Source organism: Erwinia artemisiae (genome assembly GCF_051400835.1).
In the GTDB taxonomy this organism is placed as follows: domain Bacteria; phylum Pseudomonadota; class Gammaproteobacteria; order Enterobacterales; family Enterobacteriaceae; genus Erwinia; species Erwinia aeris.
The window spans coordinates 74,975-90,851 of record NZ_JBLFFM010000011.1; the positions used below are offsets into that span (position 1 = coordinate 74,975).

Here is a 15,877-nt window from a genome sequence, read left to right on the forward strand (position 1 = left end):
GGCGCAATAACGGATTATTAACCCATAGGATTTTAAAATGTCAGAACAAAATAACACCGAGATGTCTTTCCAGATCCAGCGTATCTATACTAAAGACGTCTCTTTTGAAGCACCAAATGCGCCGCAGGTTTTCCAGAAAGAGTGGGAACCAGAAGTGAAACTGGATCTGGATACGGCATCCACTCTGCTGGCTGATGACGTATACGAAGTGGTTCTGCGCGTAACCGTGACCGCCACCGTGGGCGAAGATACGGCTTTCCTGTGCGAAGTGCAGCAGGCGGGCATCTTCTCCGTGGCCGGCATTGACGGCAACCAGATGGCGCATTGCCTGGGCGCATACTGCCCGAACATCCTGTTCCCTTATGCGCGCGAATGCATTACCAGCCTGGTTTCCCGTGGGACCTTCCCGCAGCTTAACCTGGCGCCGGTTAACTTTGACGCGCTGTTTATGAACTATCTGCAGCAGCAGTCAGGTGAAGGCGCCGCTCCGCAACAGGATGCATAATGCCTGCCTCAATGAGTGTACTCGGTGCCGGCTCGTACGGCACCGCCCTGGCTATCACGCTGGCCCGTAACGGACACGACGTGGTGATGTGGGGCCATAACCCACAGCATCTGGCGCAGCTCCAGGCTGACCGCTGCAATGCGGCTTTTCTGCCCGATGTTCCTTTTCCCGATTCGCTGAGCCTTGAGAGCGACCTGGCGACGGCTATTGCCGCCAGCCGCGATCTGCTGGTAGTTGTGCCCAGCCATGTGTTCGGCGATCTGTTACAACAAATTAAACCGCACCTGCGCAGCGACTCCCGCATTGTCTGGGCCACCAAAGGGCTTGAAAAAGAGACCGGGCGGCTGCTGCAGGACGTGGCGCGCGAAATCTTGGGTGACGATCTGCCGCTGGCGATTGTGTCCGGCCCGACCTTTGCCAAAGAGCTGGCGGCGGGCATGCCGACGGCGATCGCGCTGGCCGCGACGGATGCCGAATTTGCCGACGATTTACAGCAGCTGCTCCACTGCGGCAAAAGCTTTCGCGTTTATAACAACCCAGATTTCACCGGCGTGCAGCTTGGCGGCGCGGTAAAAAACGTTATCGCCATCGGCGCGGGTATTTCTGACGGTATCGGCTTTGGCGCCAACGCCAGAACGGCGCTGATTACCCGGGGCCTGGCGGAGATGACCCGGCTGGGCGTAGCGCTGGGGGCCGATCCCGCCACCTTTATGGGCATGGCGGGACTGGGCGATCTGGTGCTGACCTGTACCGATAATCAGTCGCGCAACCGCCGCTTCGGCATGATGCTGGGGCAGGGAATGGACGTGACGGCGGCGCAAAATACTATCGGGCAGGTAGTGGAAGGATTCCGAAATACCAAAGAGGTGAGGGCGCTGGCCGCACGCTGCGGCGTGGAGATGCCGATAACCGAGCAAATTTATCAGGTATTGTATTGCGAAAAGAACGCGCGGGAGGCAGCATTAAGCCTGCTTGGGCGTACACGGAAAGACGAAAACAGCATCAGCTGAGACAGGGAAGCGCCGCAGTATTCTGTTATTTGATGGGGAGTAGAGTAATGCCGTGTGTAGAGCCCGGGGTGGTCTGGGATTATATCAAAGAGGAAGCGCGCGCGCTGGCGGAAGGCGAGCCGATGCTGGCCAGTTTTTACCACGCTACCTTGTTAAAGCACGATGATCTGGGGAGCGCGCTGAGCTATATGCTGGCTAACAAGCTGGCTAACCCAATCATGCCCGCTATCGCCATCCGCGAGATCGTCCAGGAGGCCTATAAGCAGGATGCCTCTATGATCCAGTCGGCCGCCTGCGACATTCAGGCCGTACGCCAGCGCGATCCCGCCATTGATAAATACTCTACGCCCCTGCTCTATCTGAAAGGGTTTCATGCTCTACAGGCTTACCGTATCGGCCACTGGCTGTGGAATGAAGGCCGCCGTGCGCTGGCCATCTATCTGCAAAACGAAATCTCTGTCTCTTTTGCCGTAGATATTCATCCGGCCGCGAAGATCGGGCGCGGCATCATGCTCGACCACGCCACAGGCATTGTCGTGGGCGAAACCGCCGTGATTGAAGATGATGTTTCTATCCTGCAATCGGTGACGCTGGGCGGGACGGGCAAGACCAGCGGCGACCGTCATCCTAAAATCCGCGAAGGCGTGATGATTGGCGCAGGCGCGAAAGTGCTGGGCAATATTGAAGTGGGACGCGGTGCCAAAATCGGCGCCGGTTCCGTGGTGCTACAGCCCGTGCCGCCGCATACCACGGCGGCCGGCGTACCGGCGCGCATCGTCGGCAAACCCAGTAGCGACAAACCGTCAATGGAGATGGATCAGCACTTCAACGGTATGGTGCCGGGCTTTGAGTTCGGCGACGGTATTTAGCTTTTAATCAGCGCGCCCGCATAGTCCAGCTGGCGCCACGCTTCATAAACCACCACGGAAACCGCATTCGACAGGTTCATGCTGCGGCTGTCCGGCTGCATTGGAATACGAATTTTCTGCGCCGCAGGCAGCGCGTCCAGGATCTCTTTGGGCAGGCCGCGCGTTTCCGGGCCGAATAGCAAATAATCCCCTTTCTGATAGCTTACGGCGCTGTGCGCGGGCGTGCCCTTGGTGGTCAACGCAAACAGGCGCTGCGGCTGTTCGGCTGCCAGAAAAGCCGCATAGTCGGCGTGACGCTGGATGGCGGTGAATTCATGGTAATCCAGACCAGCCCGGCGCAGACGCTTATCATCCCAGGTAAAACCCAGCGGCTCAATCAGATGCAGGCGAAAGCCTGTATTGGCACACAGACGAATAATATTGCCCGTGTTTGGGGGGATTTCAGGTTCAAAAAGTACGATATTCAGCATCAGCAGCGGCCCTCGTTCACAAGGGCCGCAGCATAGCAAATTCAGCTGTTGCTGGTATAGAGCGGCAGCCAGAGCGTCAGTCGCAGTCCGCCAAGCGGGCTGTCATCTGCTTTCACCCAGCCGCGATGTTGCTGAATGGCGGTTTCCACAATCGCCAGCCCCAGGCCGGTGCCGCCAGATTCACGGTCGCGCGCCTCGTCGGTACGGTAAAACGGCCGGAAAATCTGCTCGCGATCTTCCGCGCTGACGCCCGGGCCATCATCATCCACATGGATGGTAATACCCTGTTTATCCACGGAAAAGCTGACTACGATACGGCTATGAGAATAGCGCAGCGCGTTACGAACGATATTTTCCAGCGCACTATCCAGCGCGCTCGGGTTGCCGTAAAGCGGCCACGGCCCTGGCGGATAGGGGACTTCCAGCGTTTTGCCCATCTGCTCCGCTTCAAACCGGGCGTCGTCCAGCACGCCTGACCAGAGATGATTGGCCTTCATGGCTTCGCTGACCAGCGCGTTCTTGTGCTGGGTGCGCGACAGCACCAGCAGATCGTTGATCATGCCGTCCAGCCTTTGCGCCTCCATCTCAATGCGCTGTAGCTCTTTACCTTCGCCCTGGCGACGACGCATCAGCGCGGTAGCCAGCTGTAATCGCGTTAACGGCGTGCGCAGCTCGTGCGAGATATCGGACAACAGGCGCTGCTGCGCGGTCATCATTCGCTCCAGCGCGCTCACCATCTGGTTGAAGCTGGAACCGGCGGCGAGAAACTCCTGCGGGCCGGATTCAAGCTCAGGGCGCTGCCGCAGATTGCCGGCGGCCACGTCATCGGCCGCGTGTTTCAGTTTGCGCGCCGGTTTCGCCAGGCTCCACGCCAGCCAGAGCAGCAGCGGCGAGCTGATCAGCATGGTGACTATCAGCAGCAGCAGCGGGCGGTCAAACAGTAGGTTGATAAAATCCAGCTGCGAACTGCCGGCAGGCCTGATCAGATAGAGCTGATAGCTGTCTTCGCCATCGCGCACGGAAAACGGCCCGAGCATCTCTGTGCGGCCATATTTCTTTTTCTGCGGGTGATCGGCGTTATCGGACTGGCCGATAAAGTTACGGATAACCTGCATCTCGTTATGCTGCGCGCCGATGACACGGCCTTCGCTCGTCACCAGCAGCAGGCGCTGACCCGGCGGTGCCCACTTGTCGATGGCGCGAAACAGCCTGCGCCACCACATTAAATCGTTGGGCGGATCCTGCATCAGCTCCGCCTCGACGTGTTGTTCTATCATGGTGCCCTGCCGCTGCTCATTATCAAGCAGCGGCGTCATCTGACGGGTATCCAGTTTGGGCACCATCAGCACCAGCATCAGCACCAGCGCCAGGGTCAGCCAAAAAATGGCAAAGATGCGGGTCGTCAGGCTGGAAATCATGTAGCGGAGACCATCAGATAGCCCCGACCGCGCAGCGTTTTAAACCAGGGATGTCCATCCTTGCGGTCCGGCAGCTTGCGGCGCAGATTGGAAATATGCATATCGATGGCGCGGTCAAACGGCGTTAAGCGTTTGCCTAACACTTCCTGGCTCAGGTGTTCGCGAGAGACGACCTGGCCCAGATGCTGCGCGAGCAGATAGAGCAGCGTAAACTCGGTACCGGTTAAATCCAGCGTGACGTCGTCAAAGCTGGCCTCCTGACGCCCCGGATTCAGGCGCAGATGGTCAACCTCCAGCGTTGGGGAACCGCTGTCGTGCTGTTGCTGCTGTTCACTCCAGTTGGAGCGGCGTAAAATTGCGCGTATGCGGGCCACCAGTTCGCGATCGTTGAAGGGCTTAGGCAGATAGTCATCCGCGCCCAGTTCCAGCCCCAGAACGCGATCCAGCTCGCTACCGCGCGCGGTCAGCATGATAACCGGCGTTTGATGCTGCTGACGCAGCTCTTTCAGGGTATCAATACCGTTCTTTTTGGGCATCATAACGTCGAGAAGTAACAGATCGACAGAACTATCCAACAGGGCCAGTGCCTGTTCGCCGTCGCCGGCTACCAGTACGTCGAACCCTTCCATTTCAAGCAATTCTTTCAATAGCGAAGTCAATTCGCGATCGTCGTCAACCAACAGGATTTTATTCATTTTTTATCGCCCTCCACAGGCAAAATACCGTGAACGAATGCCCGCAATCCATGACTTTACGTAGTTTTACACCCCCTGACGCATGTTTGCAGCTGCCCCCGTAGACTGATTTTCGTTGAATCGAAATATGGAAACCAACCTGGGAGTTAACGATGCGCAAAGTTACCGCCGTCGTTGTGGTTCCGGCGCTGATACTCAGCTTCTCCGCCGCATGGGCTACAGATGTGACGACGTTTGACGAGATGCATCGGGGTAGCGCAGTGCCAGGCAGTATGGCGCAAGTTCCGCAAAACCACATGTTTGATGGCATCGATCTTACCGAACAGCAGCGCCAGCAGTTACGGGATCTGATGCAGCAGGCTCGTCATGAGCGTTCTCCCATAAGTATTAACGATTTAGAACAGCTGCACGCAATGATTATTGCAGATAAATTTGATGAGGCGGCCTATAAAGCCCGCGTCGACAAAATTGCTCAGGCTGAAGTAGCACGGCAGGTAGAGATGGCGCGAGTGCGCTACCAGATGTATCACCTGCTGACGCCGGCGCAGCAAGCCGTTCTGAATCAGAAGCATCAGCAGCGCATAAACGAAATGCGCCGCCTGACGGAAGCGCAGCACGTTACACCGCTGCAGGCTGTAAGTAGCACAGGCAGTAACCAGTAGCAGAATATCCCTTTTTTCCTTGCCATAGACACCATCCCTGTCTTCCCCCACATGATGTGGGGGTTTTTTTTATCAACGAATTAGCTGTAATTTCCTTTCAAAACAACCCTCTGTAGAAATGTTGCAACGGTCTGGAACGGTTTCTAAATGTCCTGAATGTGGACGTTATGTGGACACTGAGGACACTTTGTGGACGTAGCCGGGGCACCGCATACCATACCCACTGCCCCGCCTATGTGTGCCAGCCCGCGCCAGTGCTGGGCGGCGGCGGTACGCGGGGTTTTGCAATCTGCGCAACGTTTCGCAATTTTTTGCAAAAGCAGGCGCGCCGCGTGCTGGTAGCCTTTCGTATAACTTAATGTTTTTTAAAAGAATCTATCCGATTGCGCGAGGATCAAATTAGGATCGCGTATGACGCATGATAATTGCTGTCAGAGGCGTTCGGGTCAGGCCTGGCGCAGGATAGACATCAGTCATAGCATTGTAACAACCTTGCAAATCATTGCGTCAGGGTTGTTGAATCAATGCACAACTAGCGATACCGTCAGTATGATTTTTATCAGGAGATAATTGTATGGATGCAAAAATGGTAGCACGTGGGATAGCTGATGGCATTTCCAGTATACCCGGATTGATGGGACGTGGACTAGTCAGAACCTGGCAGGGTAGCGGCGCGGCAGGTGATGGCCTTAGGGACAGAAATCAGCGAGAAACAGAACGGTTTATCAGGTTGGTTAAATCGCTGGGAGACAAGGAGGAGCCGTTGCGTCGCCTGATTGAGTTAGTCATGGTTGAATTTTATCAAAAAATGAACGACTCAGGACGGGCAGCCATAAACAGTAAGATAAATTATGGTGTAGGGCATTTTGCTGGAAAGACTGCAGCGCAATTTGCACTGGCATATACAGCTGGCTCAATAATGTTACGCCATGTGACATCGGCACCCGTATATCGTGAGTTCGTTCGATTTGGCGTTTCGGTGCCGCTCAATGTTCTGATGTGGCAGGGACTCATTGAGGAAGCCGCAGAGGCCTCTCGCCGTTTGCGGCGAGACTATCCGCAGACATATTACAAGGTGTCGATACAAGACCTTGATATGATTTATTTTTTAGTAGAGGGTCAGCTCGAACCTTATATTAAATTTATCAACAGCCATCCGGCAATGTGCAGGACGATCGAAAATGAACTCTGTAAAATATTGCCTGGCAAAGTTCGCCAGGTATGTGGGAGTTAGTGTATCTCATGCGCTGGCAGCTACAGTGATTGGTTTCGCCTCGTTGGCATCACTTCTTTCGTTGTTCATGTTTGATAGCGGCATAATGAAATTAATCGGCGCTATAGGATTTTTGATACTCGGTTATCTGGTCACCTTGGGCCTTGCATTGCTGCGCGGTGAACGCTAACGCTAGCCCGCCCCGCTGGCAGGCTAATTTTTTGATGTGGTCAATCTGTGGACATTGTTAGAAACAAATCCTTTTTTTTCATTTATTTATGATGATATTTAGATCACCACCCCTGTCTTTCCCCTCATGATAACGGGGCTTTTTTTGCCCGAAATCCGGTATACTTAAGCCACTGTCCTGAACGGAGTGCGATATGGCACAGCATTATGCGCGCCTGGTTAACTCTGCCGCTCTGGCGGCTACGGCTCTGGCTTCTCTGTTACTTCTGGTGAAGATTTTCGCCTGGTGGTATACCGGCTCGGTCAGCCTGCTGGCGGCGCTGGTGGATTCTCTGGTGGATATTGCTGCCTCGCTGACTAACCTCTTTGTGGTGCGCTACTCTCTGCAACCTGCCGATGAGGAACATACCTTCGGACACGGCAAGGCCGAATCGCTGGCCGCGCTCGCGCAAAGCATGTTTATCTCCGGCTCCGCGCTTTTCCTCTTCCTGACGGGATTACAACATCTGTCGACGCCTGCCGGGATGCGTGCGCCGTTGGTTGGGGTTATCGTCACGCTTATTGCGCTCTTTTCTACGCTACTTCTGGTCGCTTTTCAGCGCTGGGTGGTGCGCAAAACCCACAGTCTCGCCATTCGCGCCGATATGCTTCACTATCAATCTGACGTTATTATGAACGGCGCCATCCTGATAGCGCTGGGATTGAGCTGGTATGGCTTTAAACGCGCCGATGCGCTGTTTGCGTTGGGTATCGGCGTCTGGATCCTCTATAACGCGCTGCGGATGGGGTACGAAGCAGTACAGCTGCTGTTGGACAGGGCGCTGCCGGAGTCAGAGAAGGCAGAAATTGCGACCATTGCCGGCCAGTGGCCCGGTGTGGAAGGCGTACACGATATCCGCACGCGTCTTTCCGGCCCGACGCGTTTTATTCAGCTGCATCTGGAACTAAAAGACCATCTGACGCTGTTTCAGGCGCACCTGATTGCGGAAGAAGTTGAACGAGCGTTGCTGAAAGCTTTTCCCGGTTCTGATATTACTATTCACCAGGATCCCTGCTCGGTAGTACCTGAAAAGGAGCTGAATGGGCTATGATTTTCAGAGAGTTAAAAGAGTTACCCGAAAATTGCCTGAAAGAGTTATTTTGCGATGGAAAAATAGCAGAATGATCTCTGACCTGAATCAATTCAGCTAAAAGGCTTTGATATACTATTGCCAACATTAGTCGATCGCTCGCGTACGCCGATCCCCCAAGGCGTTCAGAATTTAAAATTTGCATTAACAAGTTCAGAGGTTGTCATGATCAAAAAAATCGGTGTACTGACAAGCGGCGGTGACGCGCCTGGCATGAATGCAGCTATTCGGGGTGTCGTTCGTGCGGCGCTGAGTGAAAATCTTGAAGTTTTTGGTATTTATGACGGCTACCTGGGATTATATGAAGACCGCATGGTAAATCTGGATCGCTACAGCGTTTCCGATATGATCAACCGCGGCGGTACTTTCCTGGGGTCGGCGCGTTTCCCGGAGTTTCGCGAAGAGTCCGTTCGTGCCGTGGCCATTGAGAACATGAAAAAGCGCGGGATTGATGCGCTGGTGGTCATTGGCGGCGATGGCTCCTATATGGGCGCCAAAAGGCTGACGGAGATGGGCTTTCCCTGCATCGGCCTGCCGGGCACCATCGATAACGACGTAGCCGGTACGGATTACACTATCGGCTACTTTACCGCGCTGGAAACGGTGGTAGAGGCCATTGACCGCCTGCGCGATACCTCTTCTTCCCATCAGCGTATCTCTATTGTCGAAGTGATGGGCCGCTACTGCGGCGATCTGACGCTGGCGGCAGCGATCGCGGGCGGCTGCGAATTTATCGTCCTGCCGGAAATTCCGTTTACTCGCGAAGAGCTGGTGCAGGAGATTAAAGCGGGCATCGCTAAAGGTAAAAAGCACGCGATTGTGGCGATTACCGAGCACATTTGCGATATCGACGAGCTGGCGAAATATATCGAATCCGAAACCAAACGCGAAACCCGCTCGACGGTGCTGGGCCACATTCAGCGCGGCGGCGCGCCGGTAGCCTATGACCGCATTCTGGCTTCACGGATGGGCGCCTACTCTATCGAGCTGCTGCTTCAGGGCTACGGCGGCCGCTGCGTCGGTATTCAGAATGAGAAGATGGTGCATCACGATATTATTGACGCCATTGAGAATATGAAGCGTCCATTTAAAGGCGACTGGCTGGATACGGCTAAACGTCTTTATTAAATCGTAATGACTTTTCAGGCGCTGCCCGTCAGCGCCTTTATTATGCAAAGTGATATTCCATTCAGTTATTACAGCTATCTTTTAATTCTTTAAGTCAGCAGTCACTTTGTGTCACGCTCTCTGCCAGAAAAAACCTTTGGGAGCGCGCATAATGAAAAAGTGGAGCATCGGATTAACCCTGCTGCTGGCTTCAACCAGTGTTCTGGCAAAAGATATCCAGCTGTTAAACGTCTCTTACGATCCTACCCGTGAGCTTTACGAGCAGTACAACAAAGCTTTCAGCGCGCACTATAAGCAGGAAACAGGCGATAACGTGGTGATCCGTCAGTCGCATGGCGGCTCCGGCAAGCAGGCGACCTCCGTGATTAACGGCATTCGCGCCGATGTGGTGACGCTGGCGCTGGCTTCCGACGTGGACGCTATTGCCGAGCGCGGACGCATCGACAAAAACTGGATCAAGCGTTTGCCGGAAAACTCCGCCCCTTATACTTCCACCATTGTGTTCCTGGTCCGCAAGGGCAACCCAAAACAGATCCACGACTGGCAGGATTTGACGAAGCCTGGCGTTTCCGTGATCACGCCAAACCCAAAAACCTCTGGCGGCGCGCGCTGGAACTATCTGGCTGCCTGGGGCTGGGCGCTGGACAAAAACAACGGCGACAACGACAAGGCGCTGGCCTATATCAAGGCGCTGTTTAAGAATGTTGAAGTACAGGATTCCGGCGCACGCGGCGCAACCAATACTTTTGTTGAACGCGGCATCGGCGACGTGCTGATCGCGTGGGAAAACGAAGCTTACCTGGCCGTCAACAAGCTTGGCAAAGACCAGTTTGAGATTGTGACGCCGAGCGAGTCGATTCTGGCCGAGCCGACGGTATCCGTTGTGGATAAAGTGGTCGACGAGCGCGATACCCGTAAAGTGGCCGATGCCTACCTGAAATACCTTTATTCGCCGGAAGGTCAGGATATCGCGGCGCAAAACTATTATCGTCCGCGCGATCCGGCAGTGGCGAAAAAATATGCCGACAAATTCGCGCCGGTGAAGCTGTTTACCATCGACGATCCTAAGTTCGGCGGCTGGGCCAAAGCGCAGAAAACGCATTTTGCGGATGGCGGCACCTACGACAAAGCCATGCAGCGTTGATATCCTCAGCAGGCCAGCCGTTTCTCTGAAGCCAGTCATCCGACTGGCTTTTGTTTTCTTCGTTATATCCTGCTGATTCCAAAAAGCTTCCGCCAAATAGTCACGCGTGTTGATTATTTAGCATGACCTTTAGCAACGATTCGTTTACATTATGCGCAATTTAACGCGCAGAGGTTGTTGTCATGCAGGGAGGAACGCGTGTCCTGATTATGGGCATCGTGGCGTCCGTGGCTGTTATTGCAGGCTGCAAGGCGCTCAGTTTTAAACACAATGCCAATGCATTATGGAATATCGTCAGCCAGCAGTGCGTACCCAATCAGCAACAAAACAACGATCCGGCGCCCTGCCGCATTGTAGATTTGCGCAACGGCTACGTGGTGATGAAAGATCGGGAAGGGCCGCTACAGTTCCTGTTAATGCCCGTGAAAAAGCTTGCCGGTATCGAAAGTCCGGAGCTGCTTAATCCTTTTGCTCCTAACTATTTTGCCGAGGCCTGGCACGCGCGTCACTATATGGAAGAGCGTCGCGGCTCGCCGGTAGACGACAGCGCGGTAGCGTTAAGCATTAACTCGCAGCGCGGCAGAACGCAAAATCAGCTGCATATTCATATCTCCTGCCTGCGTCCGGATATCCGGCGGCGGCTGGACAGCCTGAACAGCTCGCTAAGCGAGAAATGGCAGTCGGCGCAGTTGGGTAAGCATGAGTATCAGATCAGGATAGTGAGCCGTGACGAACTGAAAAAAACCAGTCCGTTTGTCCGCATTGCAAACGAGCTGCCGGGCGCGCGTGAGGAGATGGGGAAATACGGTATCGCGGTGGCGGCAATGCCGGGCGGGCGGCGGGTGCTGATGGTGATTAAGCGCAATCTGCTGCTGCTGAACCGGGGTTCGGCGGAAGAGCTTCAGGATCACAGCTGCGCTATTTTGCAGCCGTCATCCTGATTGTTATCAGACCGGAGTATTAGCCTGCTCCGGCTCATCATCCGCATATTCCGCCGTGGCTATCCAGGCGGCGCAGAACAGCGTCAGACGCGCGAAAAAGTAGAAGAAAGCCATCAGGCCAAGCACGGAGCCGAACGCCGCGCCGGAAGGTGAAGAAGCCAGCTTCGGCAACGTCATGGTCATAATGGCTTTAATCACCTCAAAGCCGATAGCGGCGAGCAGCGTCCCGCGGAACAGCGCCTTTTTACGCGGCTGGTGGCGCGGCAGGCGCCAGAAAATCCACAGAAACAGCAAATAGTTCGCCAGGATAGAGATGGTCAGGGCAATGGTGGTCATCGCCGGGCGCAGCCATTCGATACCGTCCAGCCCCAGCGCCCGCACGATGGCGTCCTGCGCCGCGCCAGCGACCGAAGTCAGCATGATGGTAATAAACAGCGCCAGCACCAGGCCTATCAGCGAGATAAAATCGCGGGTGTATTTGAAGTAAATCTTTTCTTTATCCTGCTGGTTACGTTCCCAGACGTCGCGCGACTGCGCGCGGACGGCTTCGCGCAGGTTGCCCATCCAGCTGATGCCGGAATAGAGCGCCACCAGCAGGCCGGTGATCCCCACGGTAGTGCGCTGCTCGACGGCCGTTTTCACGCTGTTTTTCAGCGTAGTGGCCAGCGTAGGATCGCTGATGCTGTTAACCATTCTGTCGATCAAATCCGTCAGCAGATCCTGATTGGAAGCGAGTACGAAACCCACACCCGCAAACGACACCATCAGAATGGGGATCAGCGAAAGAAAAGAAAAATAGGTGATCGCCGCGCCAAACTGGCTGCCCATGCGGTCGGTAAAGCGCTCCCCGGCGCGGATAAAATGCGCCACCGCCGGAATAGCCTGAAACCAGCTTACCAGACGGGAAACGCGCGTAATCGACTTATCAACGGTTTGATTGCCGGTTTTGATATTAATCAGCGGCTTTTCCGCTTTTTTCTCTTCGGGTTTATTTTCCTTCATGGATCCTTCTTCATATCCTTCAAGTGCATGGCGTAAAACAAATTATAGCCGGACGCTCAGGCAACGTAGTTTTTCATTGCCTGGGTCAGCCATTCCATAAAGACCTGAACCCGACGCGTCAGGTTGCGGCGATGGGGATAAATCAGCGAAACGGGCATCGGTTCGGCGCGAAAATGCGGCAGGATCTCGACCAGCTTTCGCTCGGTCAGCGCCTGTTTTACGCCGCGTTCCGGCACCTGAATAATGCCCAGGCCGGCCAGACAGGCGGCGCGATAGGTTTCCGTGCTGTTAACGGTTACCGTTCCACCGGTTTGAATATAGCGGCTATTTTTACCGTCAAAGTATTCAAAGCCCGTCGGCTGCACGCCAATCTGCTGGCTGTAGTGCACCATCGCGTGCGAGACGAGATCGTCCGGCGTGGTCGGCGTACCAAAACGCGCCAGATAGTCAGGGCTGGCGCAGTTAATCAGCGTCAGCTTACCCAAAGGCCTGGCGATCAGGCCGGAACTTTCCAGCACGCCGACGCGCACCACGCAGTCAAAGCCTTCCCGCACCACGTCCACGCGTCTGTCGCTGCTGCTCAGCTCCAGTTCGATGCCGGGATAGTGCTGCATAAAATCCGGCAGCAGCGGCAGGATATAGTCGCACGCCATGCTGATGGGCATATCCACCCGCAGCTTGCCGCTTAGCGTGGCGGGATCGTGCTGGAACAGCGAATCCATTTCATCCAGCGTCGCCAGCACGTCGCGGCAGCGTTCGTAATAGATCAGGCCGTCCTGCGTCAGCTGGACGCGCCGCGTGGTGCGGTGCAGCAGCCGCACGCCCATCGCGTTTTCCAGCGATTGCAGCTGCCGCGACAGGCTGCCTTTAGGCAATCCCATGCTGTCGGCAGCGCGGGTGAAGCTCTGAAGTTCAGCGACCCTGACGAAAACCTGCATTGCGTGAATTTTATCCATTTATCCGCCCATTGTTGCTTATAACGAAACAGTGATGCGTAGCCAGGACCATTTATAGATCGCTTTGCGAGCAATATCCTGTTTTTTATCCACAGCGGAACCTACGGAGCGAGAAATGAGCCATAAAATTGCGGTTATTACCGGCGGCAGCCGGGGTTTAGGCAGAAACGGTGCGCTGAAGCTGGCTGAAAAGGGCGTTGACGTGATTTTTACCTGGCGCAGTAAAGAACAGGAGGCGCAGGCGGTCGTTAAGGAAATTGAAGCGCTGGGCGCCCGTGGCGTCGCGCTACAGCTGGACGTCGGCGACAGTCAGGCCTTTCCCGGCTTTGTCAGCGAAGTGCAAAAACAGCTAAAAGCGATCTGGCAGCGTGACAGCTTTGATTATTTATTAAACAACGCGGGCACGGCGCTGCATGAGCCTTTTGCGTCGACCACGGAAGCGCAGCTCGAGGCTTTGGTTAACGTCCATTTTAAAGGGCCGTTTTTTCTGACGCAGCAGCTGCTACCGCTGATAGCCGACGGTGGGCATATCCTTAATGTCTCCAGCGGCCTGACGCGTTTCAGCCAGCCTGGCTCCGGAGCGTATGCGGCGGTAAAAGGTGCGATGGAAGTGTTAACGCGCTATCAGGCGAAAGAGCTGGCGGTGCGGGGCATTCGCGTCAATATACTGGCACCCGGCGCTATCGCAACGGACTTCAGCGATGGGCGAGTACGCGACAATCCGCAAATTAATGCGTTTATCTCTTCCGTCACGGCGCTGGGTCGCGTGGGGCTGCCGGACGATATCGGCAAGGCGATCGCCATGTTGTTCAGTGACGAAAGCGCCTGGATCACCGGACAGCGCATCGAGGCGTCCGGCGGCATGTTTCTCTGAGGCGTTTCAGGCCGGGAAGCGTCGCGCCTCCCGGCTTTAGCCTCAAAGACGGATCGTGCCGTCTATGACCGTGACCGTCTGGCCGCCAATCCAGGCTGTGCCCGACGCCCAGCTTACGCTCAGGCGACCGGCGCGCTGTAAGGCCGTGCCCTGACGCACGCGGTAATCCAGCTCCACGCCCTGCGCCTGCAGGTAGCGGGCGAGACAGGCGTTGGCGCTGCCGGTCACGGGATCTTCGCACAGCGAGCCGTGCTCCATCAGCAGGCCGCGCACCTCATACTGTTCCGCTGCGCCCTGCAAAGGGCCAAACGGCATCACGCCGGTCACGCGGGCTTTTTTCAGCAGCCGTTCAAATTCCGTAACGTTGGGTTTGATCGCCAGCACCGCTTCGGCGGAAACCATTGGTACCAGCAGAAAACGAATGCCCATATCCGCAATCATTACCGGCAGACGGGTTTCTATCGCATCGGTGTTTAACGCGCTGCCCAGCGGCGCCTCGTTAAATTCCGTCAGCGTCGCCTCCGGGGCGGCAAAAGCCAGCGCGCCGTCGTCGGCAATCTTAACCTTTACCAGCCCCAGCTCGCACTGCTGCACAATCTGGCCCGGCTTCTTCAGGCTAATACCGGATTCCAGCAGCGCATGGGCCGTACCGAGCGTTGGGTGGCCAGCGAACGGCAGTTCGCCGTCCGGCGTAAAGATACGCACCCGGTAATCGGCGGCCTCGTTGGTTGCCGGCAGAACAAAGGTGGTTTCCGATAAATGCGTCCAGCGGGCCACGGCCTGCATCTGCTCTGTGCTGAGATCCTCGGCCGCCATGATCACCGCCAGCGGGTTGCCGTTTAAAGGCGAAGAGGTAAAAACATCAACCTGTTTAAAAGCGCGTAGCTGCGTCATCTGTCTCTCCTTTCCATTAATTTTCTTTGACAATATCAGGAATTTTCCCGGTCGGGGTGCTGAAGAGGTGCTATTTTCAGGTTAAGGAGCGCCGTTATCAGTTCACGCTGTAACAGGTAGCCTAAACCCGAACAAAAAAGTGACGGAAATATGCTGAAAATACTGGGGCGTGCATCGTCTATCAACGTCCGTAAAGTCCTGTGGGCCTGTGAGGAACTGGGTATCGCCTCTGCACGCGAAGAGTGGGGCGAAGGCGCCAGATCGCCTCAGGAGGCCGAATTCAGGGCGCTTAATCCCAACGCATTAATGCCGGTTATTCAGGAAGGCGATTTTATATTATGGGAGTCCAACGCCATCATTCGCTATCTGGCGAACGCTTATGAAGGCGGCTGGCTCTACCCACAGGAACCGCGCGCGCGTGGACGGGTCGATCAGTGGATTGACTGGCAGGCCACCGAACTGAATACTTCCTGGCGCTATGCGTTTATGTCGCTGGTGCGGCATTCCCCCGCCCATCAGGATCCGCGCCTGCTGGCCGCCGCCTGTAAAGGCTGGAACTACACGATGGCTATTCTTAATCAGCAGCTGGAAAAAACCGGCGCTTTTGTCGCGGGCGACGCGTTCTCGCTGGCCGATATCCCGATTGGGCTGTCGGTGAACCGCTGGTATGAAACGCCGATGGAGCATCCCGAGCTGGCGGCGGTGCGCGCCTACTACGAGCGCCTGACGAAGCGTAAGGGCTACGCGCACTGGGGACGCAACGGGATGCCGTAACGG

Annotated in this window: 17 protein-coding genes; 11 read left to right on the forward strand and 6 right to left on the reverse strand. The window is 55.6% G+C overall.

The features are described 5' to 3' along the window. The first annotated feature begins 37 nt into the window (after positions 1 to 37). From secB to cysE, 3 genes are read left to right on the forward strand one after another with little or no spacing between them, the layout of a single operon-like run. Positions 38 to 505 (forward strand): protein-export chaperone SecB, encoded by a 468-nt coding sequence (gene secB / locus ACMGEE_RS19460; protein ID WP_125290602.1) that lies wholly within the window; start codon positions 38 to 40, stop codon positions 503 to 505. Then, positions 505 to 1,515 carry an NAD(P)H-dependent glycerol-3-phosphate dehydrogenase gene (gene gpsA / locus ACMGEE_RS19465; RefSeq protein WP_253457033.1) on the forward strand — a complete coding sequence of 337 codons (1,011 nt, stop codon included), beginning with the start codon at positions 505 to 507 and terminating at the stop codon, positions 1,513 to 1,515. The genes secB and gpsA overlap by 1 nt, the downstream gene beginning before the upstream one ends. A gap of 47 nt (positions 1,516 to 1,562) precedes the next feature. Next, the gene (cysE, locus tag ACMGEE_RS19470) at positions 1,563 to 2,384 is read left to right on the forward strand and encodes a serine O-acetyltransferase (protein WP_253457035.1); all 822 of its coding nucleotides are present in this window, start codon (positions 1,563 to 1,565) and stop codon (positions 2,382 to 2,384) included. Here cysE and trmL read toward each other — a convergent pair. The 3 genes from trmL to cpxR are packed head-to-tail and all read right to left on the reverse strand — an operon-like array spanning position 2,381 to position 4,967. Continuing rightward, a complete protein-coding gene (gene trmL / locus ACMGEE_RS19475; protein WP_125290599.1) occupies positions 2,381 to 2,854 on the reverse strand; it encodes a tRNA (uridine(34)/cytosine(34)/5-carboxymethylaminomethyluridine(34)-2'-O)-methyltransferase TrmL in 474 nt (157 codons plus the stop codon). The genes cysE and trmL overlap by 4 nt on opposite strands. A gap of 41 nt (positions 2,855 to 2,895) precedes the next feature. After that, positions 2,896 to 4,272: an envelope stress sensor histidine kinase CpxA gene (gene cpxA, locus ACMGEE_RS19480; RefSeq protein ID WP_125290598.1), complete on the reverse strand. Its 1,377-nt coding sequence runs from the start codon at positions 4,270 to 4,272 to the stop codon at positions 2,896 to 2,898. Then, positions 4,269 to 4,967 carry an envelope stress response regulator transcription factor CpxR gene (cpxR, locus tag ACMGEE_RS19485; RefSeq protein WP_125290597.1) on the reverse strand — a complete coding sequence of 233 codons (699 nt, stop codon included), beginning with the start codon at positions 4,965 to 4,967 and terminating at the stop codon, positions 4,269 to 4,271. Before cpxR ends, cpxA begins: the two co-directional genes overlap by 4 nt. A 152-nt stretch (positions 4,968 to 5,119) precedes the next feature. On the opposite strand from cpxR, the gene cpxP reads away from it, so the two are divergent. The 6 genes from cpxP (at position 5,120) to ACMGEE_RS19515 (ending at position 11,374) form a co-directional block, all read left to right on the forward strand. Continuing rightward, positions 5,120 to 5,629 carry a cell-envelope stress modulator CpxP gene (gene cpxP / locus ACMGEE_RS19490; protein ID WP_369896583.1) on the forward strand — a complete coding sequence of 170 codons (510 nt, stop codon included), beginning with the start codon at positions 5,120 to 5,122 and terminating at the stop codon, positions 5,627 to 5,629. Positions 5,630 to 6,203: 574 nt separating this feature from the next. Next, entirely contained in the window at positions 6,204 to 6,863 is a 660-nt protein-coding gene (locus ACMGEE_RS19495) for an Ssp6 family T6SS pore-forming effector (protein WP_301730974.1), read from the forward strand. Between the two features lie 362 nt (positions 6,864 to 7,225). Then, on the forward strand, positions 7,226 to 8,122 hold the full coding sequence (gene fieF / locus ACMGEE_RS19500; protein WP_253457039.1) for a CDF family cation-efflux transporter FieF: 897 nt from the start codon (positions 7,226 to 7,228) through the stop codon (positions 8,120 to 8,122). Between the two features lie 204 nt (positions 8,123 to 8,326). Continuing rightward, positions 8,327 to 9,289: a 6-phosphofructokinase gene (pfkA, locus tag ACMGEE_RS19505; protein ID WP_125290594.1), complete on the forward strand. Its 963-nt coding sequence runs from the start codon at positions 8,327 to 8,329 to the stop codon at positions 9,287 to 9,289. A 151-nt stretch (positions 9,290 to 9,440) separates the two neighbouring features. Beyond that, the gene (locus ACMGEE_RS19510) at positions 9,441 to 10,433 is read left to right on the forward strand and encodes a sulfate ABC transporter substrate-binding protein (protein ID WP_301252471.1); all 993 of its coding nucleotides are present in this window, start codon (positions 9,441 to 9,443) and stop codon (positions 10,431 to 10,433) included. 182 nt (positions 10,434 to 10,615) lie between these two features. After that, a complete protein-coding gene (locus ACMGEE_RS19515; protein ID WP_253457043.1) occupies positions 10,616 to 11,374 on the forward strand; it encodes a CDP-diacylglycerol diphosphatase in 759 nt (252 codons plus the stop codon). Positions 11,375 to 11,380: 6 nt separating this feature from the next. Here the strand turns inward: ACMGEE_RS19515 and yhjD are convergent, their stop codons facing one another. Continuing rightward, on the reverse strand, positions 11,381 to 12,376 hold the full coding sequence (gene yhjD / locus ACMGEE_RS19520; protein ID WP_253457045.1) for an inner membrane protein YhjD: 996 nt from the start codon (positions 12,374 to 12,376) through the stop codon (positions 11,381 to 11,383). 56 nt (positions 12,377 to 12,432) lie between these two features. After that, positions 12,433 to 13,332, reverse strand: a complete 900-nt coding sequence (locus ACMGEE_RS19525; RefSeq protein WP_301730971.1) for a LysR family transcriptional regulator — start codon at positions 13,330 to 13,332, stop codon at positions 12,433 to 12,435. Positions 13,333 to 13,447: 115 nt separating this feature from the next. On the opposite strand from ACMGEE_RS19525, the gene ACMGEE_RS19530 reads away from it, so the two are divergent. After that, positions 13,448 to 14,206, forward strand: coding sequence for an SDR family NAD(P)-dependent oxidoreductase (locus ACMGEE_RS19530; protein ID WP_436830523.1), 759 nt, complete (start codon positions 13,448 to 13,450; stop codon positions 14,204 to 14,206). Positions 14,207 to 14,248: 42 nt separating this feature from the next. On the opposite strand, the gene ACMGEE_RS19535 is transcribed toward ACMGEE_RS19530, so the two are convergent. Further along, positions 14,249 to 15,100 carry a PhzF family phenazine biosynthesis protein gene (locus ACMGEE_RS19535; protein ID WP_301252475.1) on the reverse strand — a complete coding sequence of 284 codons (852 nt, stop codon included), beginning with the start codon at positions 15,098 to 15,100 and terminating at the stop codon, positions 14,249 to 14,251. 150 nt (positions 15,101 to 15,250) lie between these two features. Here ACMGEE_RS19535 and ACMGEE_RS19540 point away from each other — a divergent pair, with 150 nt between their 5' ends. Beyond that, positions 15,251 to 15,874 (forward strand): glutathione S-transferase family protein, encoded by a 624-nt coding sequence (locus tag ACMGEE_RS19540; RefSeq protein WP_253457057.1) that lies wholly within the window; start codon positions 15,251 to 15,253, stop codon positions 15,872 to 15,874. The last annotated feature ends 3 nt before the right edge of the window (positions 15,875 to 15,877 follow it).

Excerpts from the sequence above, each read along its gene's own strand:
- secB (WP_125290602.1), top strand. The coding sequence starts at position 38 with ATGTCAGAACAAAATAACACCGAGATGTCTTTCCAGATCCAGCGTATC.
- gpsA (WP_253457033.1), top strand. The coding sequence starts at position 505 with ATGCCTGCCTCAATGAGTGTACTCGGTGCCGGCTCGTACGGCACCGCC.
- cysE (WP_253457035.1), top strand. The coding sequence starts at position 1,563 with ATGCCGTGTGTAGAGCCCGGGGTGGTCTGGGATTATATCAAAGAGGAA.
- trmL (WP_125290599.1), bottom strand. The coding sequence starts at position 2,854 with ATGCTGAATATCGTACTTTTTGAACCTGAAATCCCCCCAAACACGGGC.
- cpxA (WP_125290598.1), bottom strand. The coding sequence starts at position 4,272 with ATGATTTCCAGCCTGACGACCCGCATCTTTGCCATTTTTTGGCTGACC.
- cpxR (WP_125290597.1), bottom strand. The coding sequence starts at position 4,967 with ATGAATAAAATCCTGTTGGTTGACGACGATCGCGAATTGACTTCGCTA.
- cpxP (WP_369896583.1), top strand. The coding sequence starts at position 5,120 with ATGCGCAAAGTTACCGCCGTCGTTGTGGTTCCGGCGCTGATACTCAGC.
- ACMGEE_RS19495 (WP_301730974.1), top strand. The coding sequence starts at position 6,204 with ATGGATGCAAAAATGGTAGCACGTGGGATAGCTGATGGCATTTCCAGT.
- fieF (WP_253457039.1), top strand. The coding sequence starts at position 7,226 with ATGGCACAGCATTATGCGCGCCTGGTTAACTCTGCCGCTCTGGCGGCT.
- pfkA (WP_125290594.1), top strand. The coding sequence starts at position 8,327 with ATGATCAAAAAAATCGGTGTACTGACAAGCGGCGGTGACGCGCCTGGC.
- ACMGEE_RS19510 (WP_301252471.1), top strand. The coding sequence starts at position 9,441 with ATGAAAAAGTGGAGCATCGGATTAACCCTGCTGCTGGCTTCAACCAGT.
- ACMGEE_RS19515 (WP_253457043.1), top strand. The coding sequence starts at position 10,616 with ATGCAGGGAGGAACGCGTGTCCTGATTATGGGCATCGTGGCGTCCGTG.
- yhjD (WP_253457045.1), bottom strand. The coding sequence starts at position 12,376 with ATGAAGGAAAATAAACCCGAAGAGAAAAAAGCGGAAAAGCCGCTGATT.
- ACMGEE_RS19525 (WP_301730971.1), bottom strand. The coding sequence starts at position 13,332 with ATGGATAAAATTCACGCAATGCAGGTTTTCGTCAGGGTCGCTGAACTT.
- ACMGEE_RS19530 (WP_436830523.1), top strand. The coding sequence starts at position 13,448 with ATGAGCCATAAAATTGCGGTTATTACCGGCGGCAGCCGGGGTTTAGGC.
- ACMGEE_RS19535 (WP_301252475.1), bottom strand. The coding sequence starts at position 15,100 with ATGACGCAGCTACGCGCTTTTAAACAGGTTGATGTTTTTACCTCTTCG.
- ACMGEE_RS19540 (WP_253457057.1), top strand. The coding sequence starts at position 15,251 with ATGCTGAAAATACTGGGGCGTGCATCGTCTATCAACGTCCGTAAAGTC.